At 66.8% G+C, this 15,414-nt stretch carries 13 protein-coding genes; 7 read left to right on the forward strand and 6 right to left on the reverse strand.

Annotated elements, in window-relative coordinates; all coding sequences use genetic code 11:
• Positions 1-4 precede the first annotated feature (4 nt).
• Entirely contained in the window at positions 5-454 is a 450-nt protein-coding gene (locus tag ACWEKR_RS05260; RefSeq protein WP_452353405.1) for a DUF6325 family protein, read from the reverse strand.
• Positions 455-993: 539 nt separating this feature from the next.
• Here ACWEKR_RS05260 and ACWEKR_RS05265 point away from each other — a divergent pair.
• Positions 994-2,430, forward strand: a complete 1,437-nt coding sequence (locus ACWEKR_RS05265; RefSeq protein WP_452353406.1) for a hypothetical protein — start codon at positions 994-996, stop codon at positions 2,428-2,430.
• A gap of 868 nt (positions 2,431-3,298) precedes the next feature.
• Positions 3,299-3,712, forward strand: a complete 414-nt coding sequence (locus ACWEKR_RS05270; RefSeq protein WP_452353407.1) for an SHOCT domain-containing protein — start codon at positions 3,299-3,301, stop codon at positions 3,710-3,712.
• Between the two features lie 328 nt (positions 3,713-4,040).
• Here ACWEKR_RS05270 and ACWEKR_RS05275 read toward each other — a convergent pair whose 3' ends face one another.
• The gene (locus tag ACWEKR_RS05275) at positions 4,041-4,751 is read right to left on the reverse strand and encodes a maleylpyruvate isomerase family mycothiol-dependent enzyme (RefSeq protein WP_452353408.1); all 711 of its coding nucleotides are present in this window, start codon (positions 4,749-4,751) and stop codon (positions 4,041-4,043) included.
• 216 nt (positions 4,752-4,967) lie between these two features.
• Entirely contained in the window at positions 4,968-6,074 is a 1,107-nt protein-coding gene (locus ACWEKR_RS05280) for a LuxR C-terminal-related transcriptional regulator (protein WP_452353409.1), read from the reverse strand.
• Between the two features lie 156 nt (positions 6,075-6,230).
• Between ACWEKR_RS05280 and ACWEKR_RS05285 the strand changes: the two genes are divergently transcribed.
• Entirely contained in the window at positions 6,231-7,691 is a 1,461-nt protein-coding gene (locus tag ACWEKR_RS05285; protein ID WP_452353410.1) for an FAD/NAD(P)-binding protein, read from the forward strand.
• Positions 7,692-7,693: 2 nt separating this feature from the next.
• Here the strand turns inward: ACWEKR_RS05285 and ACWEKR_RS05290 are convergent, their stop codons facing one another.
• Together ACWEKR_RS05290 and ACWEKR_RS05295 are read right to left on the reverse strand one after the other, a co-directional pair.
• Entirely contained in the window at positions 7,694-8,029 is a 336-nt protein-coding gene (locus ACWEKR_RS05290; protein WP_452353411.1) for a hypothetical protein, read from the reverse strand.
• Positions 8,026-8,652, reverse strand: a complete 627-nt coding sequence (locus tag ACWEKR_RS05295) for a hypothetical protein (protein ID WP_452353412.1) — start codon at positions 8,650-8,652, stop codon at positions 8,026-8,028. Before ACWEKR_RS05295 ends, ACWEKR_RS05290 begins: the two co-directional genes overlap by 4 nt.
• A 624-nt stretch (positions 8,653-9,276) precedes the next feature.
• Here ACWEKR_RS05295 and ACWEKR_RS05300 point away from each other — a divergent pair.
• The gene (locus tag ACWEKR_RS05300; RefSeq protein ID WP_452353413.1) at positions 9,277-9,432 is read left to right on the forward strand and encodes a hypothetical protein; all 156 of its coding nucleotides are present in this window, start codon (positions 9,277-9,279) and stop codon (positions 9,430-9,432) included.
• Between the two features lie 61 nt (positions 9,433-9,493).
• Here the strand turns inward: ACWEKR_RS05300 and ACWEKR_RS05305 are convergent, their stop codons facing one another.
• The gene (locus ACWEKR_RS05305) at positions 9,494-12,430 is read right to left on the reverse strand and encodes a helix-turn-helix transcriptional regulator (RefSeq protein WP_452353414.1); all 2,937 of its coding nucleotides are present in this window, start codon (positions 12,428-12,430) and stop codon (positions 9,494-9,496) included.
• A 795-nt stretch (positions 12,431-13,225) separates the two neighbouring features.
• Between ACWEKR_RS05305 and ACWEKR_RS05310 the strand changes: the two genes are divergently transcribed.
• Genes ACWEKR_RS05310 through ACWEKR_RS05320 form a run of 3 tightly spaced genes read left to right on the forward strand, consistent with a single transcriptional unit; the run spans position 13,226 to position 15,410 of the window.
• Positions 13,226-13,561, forward strand: a complete 336-nt coding sequence (locus ACWEKR_RS05310; RefSeq protein ID WP_452353415.1) for a hypothetical protein — start codon at positions 13,226-13,228, stop codon at positions 13,559-13,561.
• Positions 13,558-14,277 (forward strand): maleate cis-trans isomerase family protein, encoded by a 720-nt coding sequence (locus tag ACWEKR_RS05315; protein ID WP_452353416.1) that lies wholly within the window; start codon positions 13,558-13,560, stop codon positions 14,275-14,277. Before ACWEKR_RS05310 ends, ACWEKR_RS05315 begins: the two co-directional genes overlap by 4 nt.
• Positions 14,274-15,410 (forward strand): FAD-dependent oxidoreductase, encoded by a 1,137-nt coding sequence (locus tag ACWEKR_RS05320; RefSeq protein ID WP_452353417.1) that lies wholly within the window; start codon positions 14,274-14,276, stop codon positions 15,408-15,410. Before ACWEKR_RS05315 ends, ACWEKR_RS05320 begins: the two co-directional genes overlap by 4 nt.
• The last annotated feature ends 4 nt before the right edge of the window (positions 15,411-15,414 follow it).

A 15,414-nucleotide genomic window follows, 5' to 3' on the forward strand; every position in this document is an offset into this window, starting at 1 on the left:
TCCTTCAGTTCTTCGTCTCGACGACATCGAGGGACGACAAGATGCTCTGTACGGGGATCCGACCGGCGGCAACGAGTTCGGCGCCGTTGCGGCGCAGCGCGGACGCGAAGGGCGCCGCCCACCTGTTCTCGTACACGAGTATCGCGGCCGAACGTCCCGGCTCGAGCGCGGCGCCGGCCTCCCTGCGGTCGGCATCGTCGAGCAAGCCGGATCCCGCCTCCGCGAACAGGGTGATGTCGAGGTCTCCTTCGAGACCGACATCGGCTATGTCGATTCCGGAGAGTGAACCGTCTGTGTCCTTGCGGACGAACGCCAGATCCAATACGCGGATAATGCCACGCTCGACGAGGTCGCGCAGCAAGGGCAGCGCCGAACCGTTCGGAGGTCTATCGGCCGGGAATTCGATCACGAGATAGTCGATCGGGCCTAACACGTCGATATCGGTTTCGGTCACTGTAGCCCACTTTCGTCACAGCAAAGGACGTCGTAGCAGCCCGACTCTTTCGCAGCTCGATCGAGAATTCATCCCGGCCGAGTGTCGCCGGTAGCAGAAGAATCTGCGACTTATCGGCGCGGGCGGTGCTAATGTCAGTGTCAGCGTACGCCGGTGATCGCCACCAGGTCATTATTTTTCGGCTCGGTTCGGGAGCGCTGACCGGATTCGATCCGAAATATATCAGCGCATGCCTTCGATGCGAGTGCTGTCTCGAAAGACTGCGTACCGGCTGCTGTGCTCGACTCGATCACCGCTCTCGGCATCTGGGGCCCTCTCGAGCTGGAACCCTCAGCTCACCGCGCCCTCGGCGGTTCGCCCGCCGAGACCGGGGTGGCGCCGCCCTCGCCCGAGACCGGGGTGGCGCCACCCGACCCGACCGCACGAGCGCGGTCGCCTCGGTTGGTCGTGACCGACCGGGACAGCCTCGGCCGCCGAAACCGTCGATCTCGGCGACCGCGGCGAACAACCCGTATCCGTTCTTGCAGTGAGGGTTACCGATGGCTTCCGATGCGTCACATAACGCACCTGGCGGCAGGTTGAGCGCCGACGAGCGCGCCGAGTTGGAGCGGTTACGTGGCGAACTGGAGCGGCTGCGTGGGGAGGTGGCTGCGCTTCGGACCAAGGGCCGCGGTGCGGAGCCACCGGTTCGCCGTCCGCCGCGGCATGCGTGGCGATGGACAGCGGTAGCGATCTTGACGGTGTTGGTCGCGGTACTCGCGATCACCACGGTCGTGTCGCGGTTCGTGCGCGGCGAGGTCCTCGACACCGATCGGTACCTGAGCACGGTGGCGCCGCTGGGCTCGGATCCGGTGTTGCAGACGGAGGTCTCGAAGACGATCACCGATGAGATCTTCGCCCGCGTCGACATCGAGGGGCTCACCGCGGACGCGCTCGCCGCACTGACCGACGCGGTCCCGGCGACCGCGAACCGACCACGGGTGGATCGCGCGGTCGAAGGGCTGGCGCCCGTGATCACGCAGCAGGCCCGCGGCTTCGTCAACGACACCGTGCTGTCCTTCGTGCGCAGCGACCAGTTCGAAGACTTGTGGCTGCAAGCCAACCGCACCGCCCACACCACGTTGGTGGCGGTGGCCACCGGGCATGTCGGCCCCGAGTCGGTGACCGTCGACGAGAACGGCACGGTGACCCTCTCCCTGCGCACGGTGATCGAGAACGTCAAAGCCCGGCTGCTCGACCGCGGATTCACCTTCGCCGAGAAGATTCCCGCGGTCGACAAACAGTTCGTGTTGTTCCGATCTCCGGAGCTGGTCCGGGCACAGCGAGCGGTCGACAATCTCGACAAAGCTGCGGCGGTGCTGCCGTGGGTGACGATCGCGGCCGCCGTGGCCGCGATCGCCGCGGCGCCTGCGGGGCGTCGCAGGCGCGCCTTGGTCTTCGTCGGGCTCGCCCTCGCGGCGGGCATGCTGATCCTGGCCATCGCGTTGATCGTGGCCCGGGCCCGGTATCTGGACGAGATCCCGGCCGACGTGCTGGCACCGGAGGCGGCCACCGTGATCACCGACACGCTGCTCCTGCCCCTGCGGACCGCGTTGCGCGGAGTCGCCGTGCTCGGCCTGGCGATCGCACTGGTCGCTTACCTCAGCGGCGGTTCGGCTTCGGCCACGGCGATACGCCGTCAGTTCGGGCGCGGGATGGACTCGGTGCAGCAGCTGCGGCGATCGCGTCCGCCGAATCGAGTGGAGATGTGGGCCTTCCGAGCCCGCACGGCGCTGCGCTGGACGATTGTCGGCGTCGCCGCGCTCCTGCTGATCTTCTGGCGCTACCCCACCGGGCTCGTGGTGGTGTGGATCGTCCTCGGCGCACTACTGGCCCTGCTCGCGCTGGAACTTCTGCTTCGCCCTGTCCTTGCCTGGGAATCGCGGGGAGGCGGGACGAACCACGATGCCGAGGCCACGGTGCGGGCCGACACCTAGTCCTAGACGCGGGTGGGTTCCCTGCTGTTTCCACCCCGGCGGTGCGGTTCAGGTCAGATTCGGCCGGGCCGCCGGTACGTGTAGTTCGGACACGAGAACCTCGTCTTCGGCGAGCGCGGAGATTCCCTGGAAGATCGACAGGATCCCACCGGAGAGCAGAAGCACTGCCGCGCCGATCGACGTTACCGCGGCGACCGCATGTTTGACGGAATGCTCGTCGGTGGCCGGCCGGGGAATGCGGTTTCACCGGATGAGCGCTCGAGCAGCTCCCGCCGCAGGTAGTGCAACCGCAGCAGACTGCGGGGTTCCCTGCACCGCGGCCTCGCTATCCCTCCCGTGCTCTCGGATCGCCTGCGCGTGACCGGGTTCGACCACGGGATGATCGAGAAGCCGTAATCCGCCGATGGCCTTGAGCTCTCTCGCGTCAGGCTTATTGCTTCTTGTTCGAATCGAAATCAACGCGGTATCGAATAGATTCCGAGGAGCGCCGCACCGGGGGTGCGACTCCTGGTAACGACAGCTGGGCACGCCCGGTCTCCGGTACCGCAGACTTGCTCGGCGGCGGTTACCTACGTGGCGGAATAGTCAGCGCCGCATCGTCGACGATCGCGTTTTCAGCCGAGCGCTGGACAGCCGGACCTCCGGTACCCCGGCAAGAGGCGCGAACTCATGTACCGAATTTCGAACAATTCCGTCGTTCTGTGGCGCCGATGTTGCTCTGTGCTTATTTTCGAACTGCGCTCCTATGCTGTCACCACAACGAAGGTCTGTTTTCGCCCCAGCGGCCGACCGGCGGTTCGATCACTTCACAGCCGGAATCCACCGCCTGCTACGAAACGGGAAAGATCCGCCCGAGGAGGTTCACAATATGGATTCGTTCTGGGATTACGTGTGGTACACGATCCTCGTGTTCGCCTTCGTGGCGTACCTGATCGTGCTGTTCCAGATTCTCGTGGATCTGTTCCGCGACCACTCCGTATCCGGCGTCGCCAAAGCGCTGTGGGTGATAGCCCTGGTGGTACTCCCCTACCTCACGGCCCTGGTGTATCTGATCGTCCGCGGGCGCGGCATGGCGCTGCGCGCCCAACGCGCACAGGCGGAAGCGCAGAAGGCCACGGATCAGTACATCCGGGAGGTGGCGGGTAAGTCCCCCGCCGAGAGCATCGCCGACGCCAAAGCCCTCCACGACTCCGGTGTCATCACCGACGCGGAATTCGAGCAACTGAAAGCGCAGGCGCTGGGGCGTCCCGTGTCAGCGCACAACGCGCCGACCGGTCAGTGACACGACGGTCCGACCTGATGCACGACCAGGGCGAGAAGTCTACTCATGTCATGCGAGTGGGCACGGTGCGATGCCCGAGCGCGGGGCCGTTCGGCGACGGAGTCCGGTCTTCGCCGTCTCATCCATTGCCGAGTGAGAATCATGACGACGGCGCACCCGATCAACCCGACCACGAGCCCGCGCAATGGGCGACCGGTCCGGTGCGCGATGATCGCGGCGGCATAGCCGCGGCCGGCGAACCAGCCACGCATGCTCTGCGCGCGGCCGTCCGCCTGTGTGATGCCGTTTGCCCGGACGCGATCTCGCCGATGGCGAACCACTCGTCCAACTAGCCGAACCGTCTCCAGGTGATGTCCAGGCGCGCGAGTTCGGCCGACTCTTCGGCGGAGAGCGCGGCGCGGCCGCCGGCTTTGGCCAACGCAGTCCGGCGGTCCCAACCCAGGTGGGTGGCGGCAGGCTCGATCTGCAAGAAGTCACACACGACCGCAGCGGCTTCCGGTGCGGTCCATGCCGGCACGCCGAGCGCGATCGCGATGTCGAGGCCGTGCAGAACCAGTTCCGCCACGCGGGTGATCAGGAACTCGCGCAACTGGATCCCGTCACCCCATCGGGTGGTGACCAGGCGGTCGGAGGGTTGTCCCGATATCGCCGTGTCGGTCTGCCGCCAAGTATCGTCGAATGCCGCGGCGATCGCGGTCGCGTTCCGATAAGTGGCGGCGTCACGTTGAGCCATACGAACCCGCTCGGCATTGGCGGTGTCGTCGAAGATCGCGGGCCGGTAGTAGTCGGCGGCGGTGATATCCGCTCGAGGTGGCGCGGGTGCGGCCAGGCCCGCGAGGACACGGGAGACAGCGGAAGTGATGTGCACCGCCAATTCGGCGACATTCCATGGCGGGCACGGAGCCGGCAGGGCGAATTGCTCCTCGGTCAGCTTCCCGAGCACCTCGGACAGTCGCGCGCTCTCCGCAGAGAAAGCCCGCAGCACAACATCGTCCGCGGTCGTGTCGGACATGACGACACGTGGCTGTTCGGCGTTCATGATCAACATTGTTCCATCGGAGAAGATGCGCGGCGCATAGCCGCGTGGGGCGGGCAAGCGCCAGATCGAGGTAACCGACCGAGTATCCCGGCCAGCCTCTCGGCGATCACGTGGAGGTGTGGTTTCGCACCAGGATGACTGGTCCAATCGAAATGGCGGATGAGATACCAGCCGCTGCTGAGCCACTCCTTCCGGGACGCGTCGACCCGCTGTTTGCTACGGGTGGCGAAGGCGGGCCCTTTCGGGCGCCACGAGCGGCTCGTAGTGCTCGGTGTACAGCTTCGCGACCAACTCCCCCCGACTCGCTACGGCAACCTTCTGGAAAATCGTCTTCACATGGTCTCGGACGGTGTGCGGCGACAGGAACAATCGGCTCGCGATCTCAGTGGTGGACAGGCCGCGCGCGATAAGTTCGGTGACTTCGCGCTCCCGGGATGTCAGCTCGTAGGCGGCGATGACCAGCGTGGCGATCTCCGACACCGGCGCGGGCCCGATCGTCATCGCGGTCAGCTCGTCGGTGCCATCGGCACCGCGCAGGCACGAGGCATGACACACCAGCCATCCGCCGGTGCGCGCCCGCATGCGGATTCGCGCATTCCCACCCGTCTCGCGCGCACGGCCGACGGTGCTACGAATCCACACCGGCAGGGGCAGGTCGATCCCGGACGGCGTCGCCGCGCGGGGGCCCGGCGGCATATCGGCGAGGAAGTGGCGGGCCTCGTCATTGATCGAGGCCAGGTTTCCCGCACGGTCGAACAGCAGCATTCCCGGCGTATCGGAGGACCGACGCGGCGGCTCCGCCGATTGGGCGTACGCGCGCAGCCGCTGCGCCATCGGACTCGACAACGAGCCGACCATCGCGATCTCCTCGGCCCGGAAGGGGGCTCGACCGCGCTCGCGGAACAGACTCAGCTGTCCCCACGGCCTGCCATCGACGCGGAACACGGCACGCAGTTCGTCGTCGAAGCCTCTCGGCCGCATGAAGTCTCGATACAACGGGCTCGACAACGGACGATCACCGGTGGCTTTGCGCAATCCGGCGGCCGGCACCGGAGACTTCGTCAGATGCCGAAAGGGATTGACGGCATCGGCGAGGAATTCCGATTCCCAGTAGATGCCGCACCCGCCCTGCCGGAGGTTTTCGATCCGCACCGGCGCGGCGGTCAATCCGTTGATCGGATCAGTGGCAACCCATACGGCCGCGTCGAAGGGCGTGATGCGGCGCAGGCGGTGCGACGTCACGGCGAACAGGCTCGCCGCGTCGGACGCTGCGGCGATTCCAGCCAGGAGACCGCCCGACGGATCACTGCTCGACCTGCTCATGCCCGCCATGATTCCCGCGCACGAGGAGTCCGACAACCCCTCACCTGAGGGGTTGTCGGACGGTTTCGAACCCCCCGATCGAGGGATGGGATGTCGCACGGTGACCCGCAAGGCTGGTCGACGCACATCCGTCAAGACTCGAAAAGGGAATCGACCATGCATATCGGAATCGTCGGCGCAGGAATGGCTACGGTGGCCCTGCTCGACGCGCTCGCCGGCTCGGCCGCGAAGCCGGGCGCAATCACGGTCTTCGAGAACTCATCCGCCGTCTGGCGCGGCCGCGCATACCAACGCGACCAAGACTCCGTGCGAGTGAATGCACCACCGATGGCCATGACCGCCCGCGGCGGAGACTTGGATCATTACCTGCGCTGGTTGCGGGAACGCCCGGAACTCGCCTGTTACCTCGACGACGGACTCGGCCTGCCGGTCGTTCCGCGCGCGGTGTACGGACGATACCTGGAACACACTGCGCATACCGCCATCGCCGACCTGCGCGAGAACGGGTGGCGGGTGAGCGTCGTCAATTCCGGCGTCACCGGGTTCTCTCGACACCCCGTCGCCACCTTGCACACCGCCGCCGGCGGCGCGTACACCGTGGATCGCGCGGTGCTGTCCATCGGCGGCGGGCAGCCACACGACAGCTATGGGCTGGCCGACACGCCGGGTTATGTGCATGAGCCGTACCCCCTGCACCGCAGATTGGCAGGAGTTCCCGCGGACCGGCACGTCGCTGTCATCGGCAGCGGATTGACCGCCGTCGACATCGTCACCGGGTTGGTCTCCAATGGACACGCCGGTCCGATCACCCTGATGTCACGAAGCGGCGTGCTGCCCGCCGTGCAGCAACGTCCCCTCCCATATGAGCCGCGGTATCTGACACCCGAATACGCGTTGCAACGAGTTCGCGACAACCAGGGGCAGGTGACACTCACCATGCTGATCGAACTGATGAAGGCGGAACTCTCCGAGCTGGGGCACGATTTCCGGACACTGACCGAGGAGGTCATCGGCACCGACACCGAACCTCCCGTGCAACGGCTGCGGCGCCAGCTGTCCTCGGTTGCGGACCCGCATCAGGGGCGGCGACTGCTCGGTCGGGCCATCCGAACCGTCGTGCCTGCGGTGTGGCCGCTGTTTCGCGAGCAAGACAAGACCCTGCTGCGCAGCGCACACTTCCGCACCATCAATTGCCTGAGTTCACCCATGGTGCCGTACAACGCGAATATCCTGCTGCGGCTGTTGGATTCCGGCCAGGTACGGCTGCGGGCGGGACTGCAGAAGATCCACCCGCGCTCCCGCGCCGGATTCACGGTGACCGACGACACCGAATGGACCGCCGACGTGGTGATCAATGCCGTCAACCCACCGGCCTACACCGTGCCACAGGCTGCCGAGGGGTTGGTGCGTACGCTCCTGACCTCCGCGTCCGCCGAACGCCACCCGTTCGGGGGCCTGACCACCGAACCCGGCACCGGCAGGCTTCTCATCTCCGGTCGGCCTCGGGGCATTTGGTACGCACAGGGCAATATCGCGAGCACCTCGACCTTCATTGCGACCGACCCCACAGGTCTCGCGCACGAGGCGGCGCGACTCGCCCGCGCTCTCATCGCATAGTGCTAAGTCTTCCTCAGCCCATCCAGCGCTTTGCGGGCTTGGTTCTCGGCGATCGTGGCGAGGTCGGCTCGGTTCACCGGAGGTTCGCCCTTCGCGCGCAGGACGGCGACTTCTACTCGCACGGAGACATTGCTGTCCTGCGCGCCCAGGATGTAGGTCATTCCGTTGCTGGTGTCCGTGGTCGCGGTGTGCCAATAGCCCTGGGTGCCGATTCCGGTGACCTCCCCCGAGGCCCGCCCCGGTCCGATGGCGCGGGTGTCGGTCTGTTTCCAACGGTCGTATTCGAGCCACCGTCGGTCGTCCGCGCCTACTGGTGCGCGCGACTCGCCGGTCGTCAATTCTCGCGTAGACCGTCCAGCGTCCTGCGCGCTTGCGACCTGGCGATCGAATCGATTTCATCCCGCCGCACCGCCGGAGAACCCTTCTCGCGAGTGAGGAGGATCCGCACCCGCACCGAGACATTCCCGTCCTGTACACAGACGACGTAGGTCATGTTCGCGACGAGGTTGCCTCTGACTTCGGAGTACCAGTAGCCCTGATCGCCGATTCCGGTGACCGTACCGGAATCCGACTCCGCCTCGGGTGTTTCGACGTCGGCATGTTTCCAATGGTCGTAGAAGGGCGCCGCCGCACCGTTGGTGAACTGGGCCTCGACGCTCATCGCGGCCTTGTTCATAGGGAACTCGCCGACGGTCGCGCTGGTATATTCGGCATCGCACTTCAAGCTGCCGCCTGCGTAGGCGGTGGGCCGAGTTTCCTTGTGCTCGGGAGCGCCTTTCGGCGTGGGCGACCACGTGGTCAACGGCGTGGGATCGACAAGGTCGCAGGCGTTGGTGATCGCATCCATCGAATAGGTCTTCGCCACCGGCGTGGAGGCAGCCGACTCGCTGCTACCGCCGCCACGTCCGACGAGGACGCCGATAATCACGCCGAGCCCCAGCATCACCACCAGCCCGAGCACACTGGTGATGATCAAACCCGTTCTGCGGCTGCCGGTCGATGGTGGCGGATACGACGCCGTCGGCCCGTACCCCTGACCAGGCGGCAGGTGAGGCATGACCCAGCCGCGGTCCGGCGGATCCGGTTGACTCGCAGCGGGATCGACGCCGCCCGGCACAAGTGGTCGACCGCCAGGTCCGTGCTGGGAATCGGTCACCTTGCTGCCCCTTCGATTCCGCAACGGACTCTCCGTCGAACGGCAACGCCGAGCCGATTGTATTCCGCCACCGCCATCACAGGCAGTAGCGGTCCTGGGCGGCCACGGCCCATCCGCACCGTGGTCGACAAGTTCATTCGGTCGATATGGTGCATCGCCCTGCCCCGACGACCGAATCGCAGTCCTGGTCGTAGAGTTCAATTGCGTTGACGAACGGGGTCGACGAACCAGAGCACCGGTCCCCATCGAGGATTCGGCCGGAACAGCGCCGCATACCTGGCCGCAGGAGGGTTCACGAATCCCGCGCGGGAGTGTCGAGAGCGCGCAGCCGCGCTGCTGGAGATGGTGCGTTACCGTCCTGCGAAGTCAGCTGCACGACTGCCGTGCCAATTGCTGGTCTGCGCTGCCGCCGATGATCACGAGACGCCGGTGGAGACGAGTCGCGCGCTGGCCGACGCCGCGCCGCGCGGCGAGTTGCGGGTATATCCCGGCACCCATTTCTCCTTCTACACCGACCCCGCTCTGCGGGACACCGTCGTTGCCGACCAGATCGACTTCTTCCGGCAGGCACCGGTCGGCAGCTGACAGTCCCCGCGCCGGTGCGCCCGCGGACCCGAGCATCGGACCAGATGGCGCGCGCTGCAGGTCAGATTCGAGGCTGAATGCGATCGCTGGCCGCCAGGGCGGCGAGTTCCGCCCGTGAGGAGACGCCGAGTTTGGTATAAAGGCGGGTCAGATGGGCCTCGATAGTCTTCTCGCTCACGTAGAGTTCCTGTGAGATCTGGCGGTTCGTCCGGCCGAGCACGACCCGATCGACGATCTCGGATTGCCGCTCGGTCAGATCGCCGAGCCGCACCGTGGTCGCGCGGGAACGGCTTCGTGGTCCGGACGTCTGCCGCTCGCCTACCCGGTGCAGAGCCAGACGAGCACGCTCGGCGAGCCGTTCCGCGCCACAGAGTTCGAATGCCAGCAGCGCTGCGTCGAATTGGGCTTTTGCCGCGGTGAGGTCGTGCAGATCGGCAAGCGCGTGTCCGAACAGCAGACGAGCACGAGCCGCATCCAAAGCAGTGCCGCCGGCGGTGTACTCGATGACGGCCTGCTCGGCGTTGTCGGCGGCCGCCCGTACCTCCTCGCGGGTCAGCTGTACGTGCGCGCGGCAGTATCGCGCGTCGCCGAGCCGCATATGCATCGTCGGCATGCCCTCGACGATCGTTTCGACGCGTCGAGTCGTCTTCTCCGCGGCGTCGATCCGTCCGAGAGCGAGTTCGGCATCGACCAGATACCGATAGAAATGTGGCATGAGGGTCGGGTAGATCTCGCCGGGGACCGCGTCGGCGATCTTGATGAGTTCCTGGCGCCCGCGCCGATAGCGGCCGGCCTCGATCAAGGTGGAGCCGTAGACCAGCGGTGCGTGCCAGGCGTACAGAGCATCGGGCCTCTGGGCGTTGAGGCGCATGCTGAGCGCGCCGGACGCCAAGGCTTCGGTGGTGCGGCCCATCAGTGTCAGCACCCAGCAGCGGGTCGCCTCGGTCAGCGCCATCAGCGGCGAATTCTCCAGCAAGGATGCGGTTTTCGCGGCGTTTGTCGCGGCGGAAAGGCCGATATCGAGTCGGCCCTGGAGCATAAGGCCCAGCGCCCGCAGATGCTGGAGCTCGACCAGATGCCTGCCGTGTCCGGTGTGGCGGCACAGTCTTATGCCCCGATCCGAATGCGCCACCGCATTACCCCACCGCTCCAAGGAAACCTCGGCGTAGGCCACGTCGGTGAGCCCGTCCAGCAGCGCCGGCGCGACCTCGGTGTCGGTGAGGGAGTCCAGCGCCTTGGCCGCCTCGTCCAGATACCGGCGACCGTCGCTCAGCGACTGTCCACAATGCAACGTACCCATGAACGCGCTGGCCGCCGTTGCCATGAGATACAGCCGCCGGTCGTCGCGCGCCGTGGTCGACTGCTGTACCTCCGCCGTGAGCCGGGCTGCCTCGCACCAGTCATGCATCATCAGGTGGCTCTTCGCCAATTGCAATCGGAGGCGGGCGGCCTCGAGACTGCCCGGCACGCTGAGCGACAGTGCCGCGGTGAGCAACCGCCGTCCCTCTGTGGCATTGCCCAGCCCCTGCTCGGTCAGGGCGATCTGTGCCAGGACCCGGACGCGATCGCCCGCTTCCTCCGGTGGAACGAGTTCCAGTGCCTGCCGTAGCACAGCGCTGCATTCGTCCAGGCGACCGGTCGCGGTGAGCGCATCGGCGAGCGCCATGGTCAGCGAAAGCCGCTGACGCGCCGGGGCGTCGTCGGGTAGCAGACGCAACGCTGCGCGGAACCAGCGCTCGGCCGCGAGTGGTGCGCGCGGCCCAGCAGCCATCCCTGCTTCGGTCAGCAGATCAATGGCCTGCTCGTCTCCCGCCTCTCCGCATTGTTCGAGATGGTGAGCGCGTACGGACACCGCCGCGCCCCGCCGGGCCAGCGCCGCTGCGGCGCGGTGATGCGCTCGCCTCCGCCAGGCGTATCCGCTGCGCTGGTAGATCGCCAGGTGCACGATGGGATGGCGGAATGCGAGCTGTCCAGGCGCTCCTGTCTCGTGCATCAGCCCCACACGAATCAATTCATCTGTGGCGCAGCGCGCCTCGGCCTCGGCCAGATCGGCGACCTCGATGGCCAGCTCGAGGTCGGAGACTCTGCCCGTCACGGCTGCGGATCGCAGCAGCAAACGCGCATTCGGCGAGAGGGTTCGAACTTCCTGCTCCAGCGCAGCCTGGATCGCGGGGGGCACGCCCGAGGAGTCGACAGCATCGCCAGGGCCGCGCGTGAGCCAGCTGGATCCGTCGTGGGCGTGCGCCAATTCTCGGAGATAGAACGGGTTGCCGCCACAAGAGCGATACAACTGCGCCAGTTCGATCTGATCGAGCGGGTAGTCGGCGAGCAGTTCGGCGGCCTCTTCCAGGGACAGCGGACCGAGTTCGAGCGCGGCCATGGTGCCGTTACGGGCAGCGCAGGCCAGGACCGAGGCGTGCGCGTCCGGCAGCTGCCAGGACCGATGGGCCAGCAGCAACGCCAGCCGGGGTACACGATGGCGCAGGAGGTGCGCGATCATCTCCAGCGAGGCGTAGTCGGCGTAGTGCACGTCGTCCAGCACGAGCAGCACTGGTCGCCATGCCGCCAGTTGGTGCAGGACCTTCCGCATGGCGCGGTGGCAGCGGTGCCGCTCGATCTGCAATGGCGTCGACAGGGGGGACACCAACGCGCTCAGCGACGGAAGCAGCCATCCCAGTTCCGCGAGCTCTTCGGCACAAAGAATTCGCAACTCCGTCCGGCGCAACTCGCCGAAGGGCTGATCGAGGGCATCGATCATCATGGCGTACGGAATCTCGCGTTCCAGCTCGGCGCCTTGTCCGTCGAGTACCTGGAAACCGTCCGCTTCCGCTCGCACCGACGCTTCACGGAGCAGCCGGGTCTTGCCGATGCCGGGTTCGCCGGTCACCGAGATCACCGAGGTCCCTCCCTCTCGCACGGCACGGAGTGCCGCGTGCAGGCTGCGGACCTCCGCCGCACGACCCACCAGTGGCCGGACATCTCGTCCCGGCAAGCCCACCGATATCTCACCTCCGGGCGGTCGACAGCCCGGTCCACCTGATCGTCCGAGCTATGCCGGTGCATCGTAATCGGACCCGGTCTCGCTGTCGCACGGTAAGTATTCGCAGGGATGGAACGTCGAGCCCGGCCGCCATTGATCTATCGCAATGCCGGCGTCCACCGTGCTCTGCACGAAAACGCTGCCGCCGCAACCGTTTCGGCTGCGTGCGCGGCCGCTGTGTCGAACACCTCCGGATGACGGGTGAAAGCGTTTTCGATGGAATGCCGGGAAGGACCACAGGGATTCAGGGGCGCCGCGGGTCGAGCTCGACGCCACATCGTGGATCCCTCGGATCGATGTGCAAGTGCGACTGTCCAGCGCCCAGCCCTCTCGCCGCAAATAGGGTTTTCCCTACTACGTCCGAGTGCCGTCCGTGCCCGATCCTTGTTGTGGCGATGCGGCCGAACCCCAAACCTACCGAGGGGCGCGGAGTTTCGGCATCCACCGCGTGTACCCGCACCGGGCTTCGCCGGTCGCCTGTGAACGTCTGGACAGCACCCTGCTGCACAGCGCCGATACTCTTCAGGAGCGCCGGATGCACGTTGATCCCTATCGGCCTCGCCCACTCGTCGCGAGCCCGGCCTGGCGCGACCGAAGAGTCGCCGCACCAATCGAGCCCGACGTGCGCGCGGCCCAGCAGCTCCGGGACGAGTTGGCAGCGATGGCGGACCGCGCAGGTTGCGAGATTCTCGGCAAGGACGAGCGACAAGCGGCGACGGGCACCGCGTGGCCGAGCCACCGATGAGCACCGCGTTGCTGTCCCCCACCGCCGCAGCACGGAGCATCTGGATGAGAGCGTTCGAGCCGGAGGCGGGCATCGACTCCGATCAGGCTGCGGCCGCCGGCGCACCGGAAATTCTGGCATCGCTGTGGAACTGGGCGGCGGCCGTTCGTGAGGCGGAGTTGCGACGCTTGGCCAACCGGGTGCCTGGACTCGACGCCGGCGCCCGCAAAGAGGTCGATCGAGCCATTCAGCGGGTTGTAGAGGGGCTGTTCGGCGATCTCGGATCTCGGTTGGCCCGCGACGCCGCTCTCGTCGATGCGCTCCACGTGCTCTTCGCACTCGACATCTCTGGAGGCAAACCATGACGAGAGTGGGTGTCGTGGTGCCACCGGCCAACCCGGCCGTGGAGCCCGAGTTCGCACGTCTGCTGGCCACGCGGGCCGACCTCTATGTCACCCGCTTCCCCGTACAGCCCGGCCTGTCGCTGGCCGAGCGCTTGGACGCCTACAACGGTGCACTGCCCGATATGATCCGCTCGTTCGGCAGTCTCCCGCTCGACGCCCTTGTTGTGGCCTGCAGTGGTTCACGCTATCTGCTGGGCCCAGCGGAGGACCGGCGCCGCTGTGCCGAGTTGAGCGCGCAGTTCGGGCTGCCCGTTGCCTCCGCTACCGAGGCCACCAGGCGGGCGTTGGAACATCTCGGCGCCGGGGCGGTCACGCTGATCTCGCCCTATCAGCCGTGGCTGACCGCCCGCGCCGAAGAATTCTGGACGGCGGCGGGCGTGCGGATCGCCCAGTTGGTGCCGGTGAAGGCAGGCCGGCGCTTCGCCCCCTACGAGGTAACCACGGACCAGCTCGTCGCGCAGATCGAGCAAGCCGGGGTGGCGCGAGACGCGGTGCTGTTGCTGACCGGCACCGGCATGCCGACGCTGCACGCCATCGCTCGGCTGGCGGAGAACAACGCGCGAACCATCCTTACCTCCAACCTCTGCGGTGCCTGGTGGGCGCTGACCAGCACGCGCCGATGCGCCATATTCGACGGAACCGAGGAGAACGCCTGGGCGGGGCAGGGCGCGCCATGACGACCGACGTCATTGTGGTGGGCGCCGGGCCGGTCGGGCTGGCCGCGGCGCTCACCCTCGCCAGGGCCGGGGTGTCGGTTCTCGTCCTGGAATGCGAGGCCGCGCTGAGAACCGGCTCGCGCGCCGCCACGATCCACCCAGCCACGCTCGACCTTCTCGATGACCTGGAGTTGGCCGCGGAGCTGGTGGCGCAGGGCGTGATCGTGGATCGCATGCAATGGCGCGACCTGTCCGGAACCGTATTCGCCGAAATGACGATGGCCGCGCTGAATGGTCTGACCAGGCATCCCTTCCGATTGCACGTGGAGCAGACAGTGCTGACCCGGCTATTGCTCGATGCTCTCGAACCATACCCGGAGGTGGTTGTCCGGTTCGGCGCTCGGATCGAATCCGTGACCGACACGGGCCCGGCCGTAGAGGCTCGGACCTCGAGCGGACGAGATCGGGCTCAGTATCTCGTCGCGGCAGACGGTGCACACAGCACCGTCAGGACCTCGCTCGGTCTGTCGTTACGGCGGTCGGCATACCCCACGCACGCACTGCGAATCTTCACCCGCTCCCCGCTCGATGAACTGCTCCCGGGGCTTGCTCCGGTGACCTATATCCGCGACCCGGTCCAATCGTGCAGCCTGTTGCGATTACCCGACCACTGGCGGATCATTCTCAGGCTGGCACGCGGCGAGCCTATGCCGCAGCGTGTGGCCGGAGTGGAACTCGGTGACCTGAACGTCATCGGCGTGCACCGCTACCACCTGGCAGCGGGGGTCCTCGGCGTGTTCCACCACGGCCGGGTGCTGTTCGCGGGTGACGCCGCGCACGTCACATCGACCGCAGGCGGTCTCAACATGAACGCCGGCCTCCACGACGCGGTCGATCTCGGCAGAACACTGGCCGGTGTGCTCGCGGGGCTCGCATCATCGGCGGCCATGGCGAGCTGGGCGCGGCGCCGTCGCGCGGTTCTGATCGACCACGTCGTCCCGGCCGGCGAAGCGAGGGTCGTGGGCGTGCAAGACGGTGAGGCCGCCCGATTGCCTGACGCCGTCGCCACTGTGCGGGCCATCGCCGCCGACGATGAAGCGACGAGGGCCTACCTGGCCGAAGCCTCCATGCTCTACCCGAAATCCTGCGAATAAGGCG

It is taken from the genome of Nocardia sp. NPDC004573, assembly GCF_053602135.1.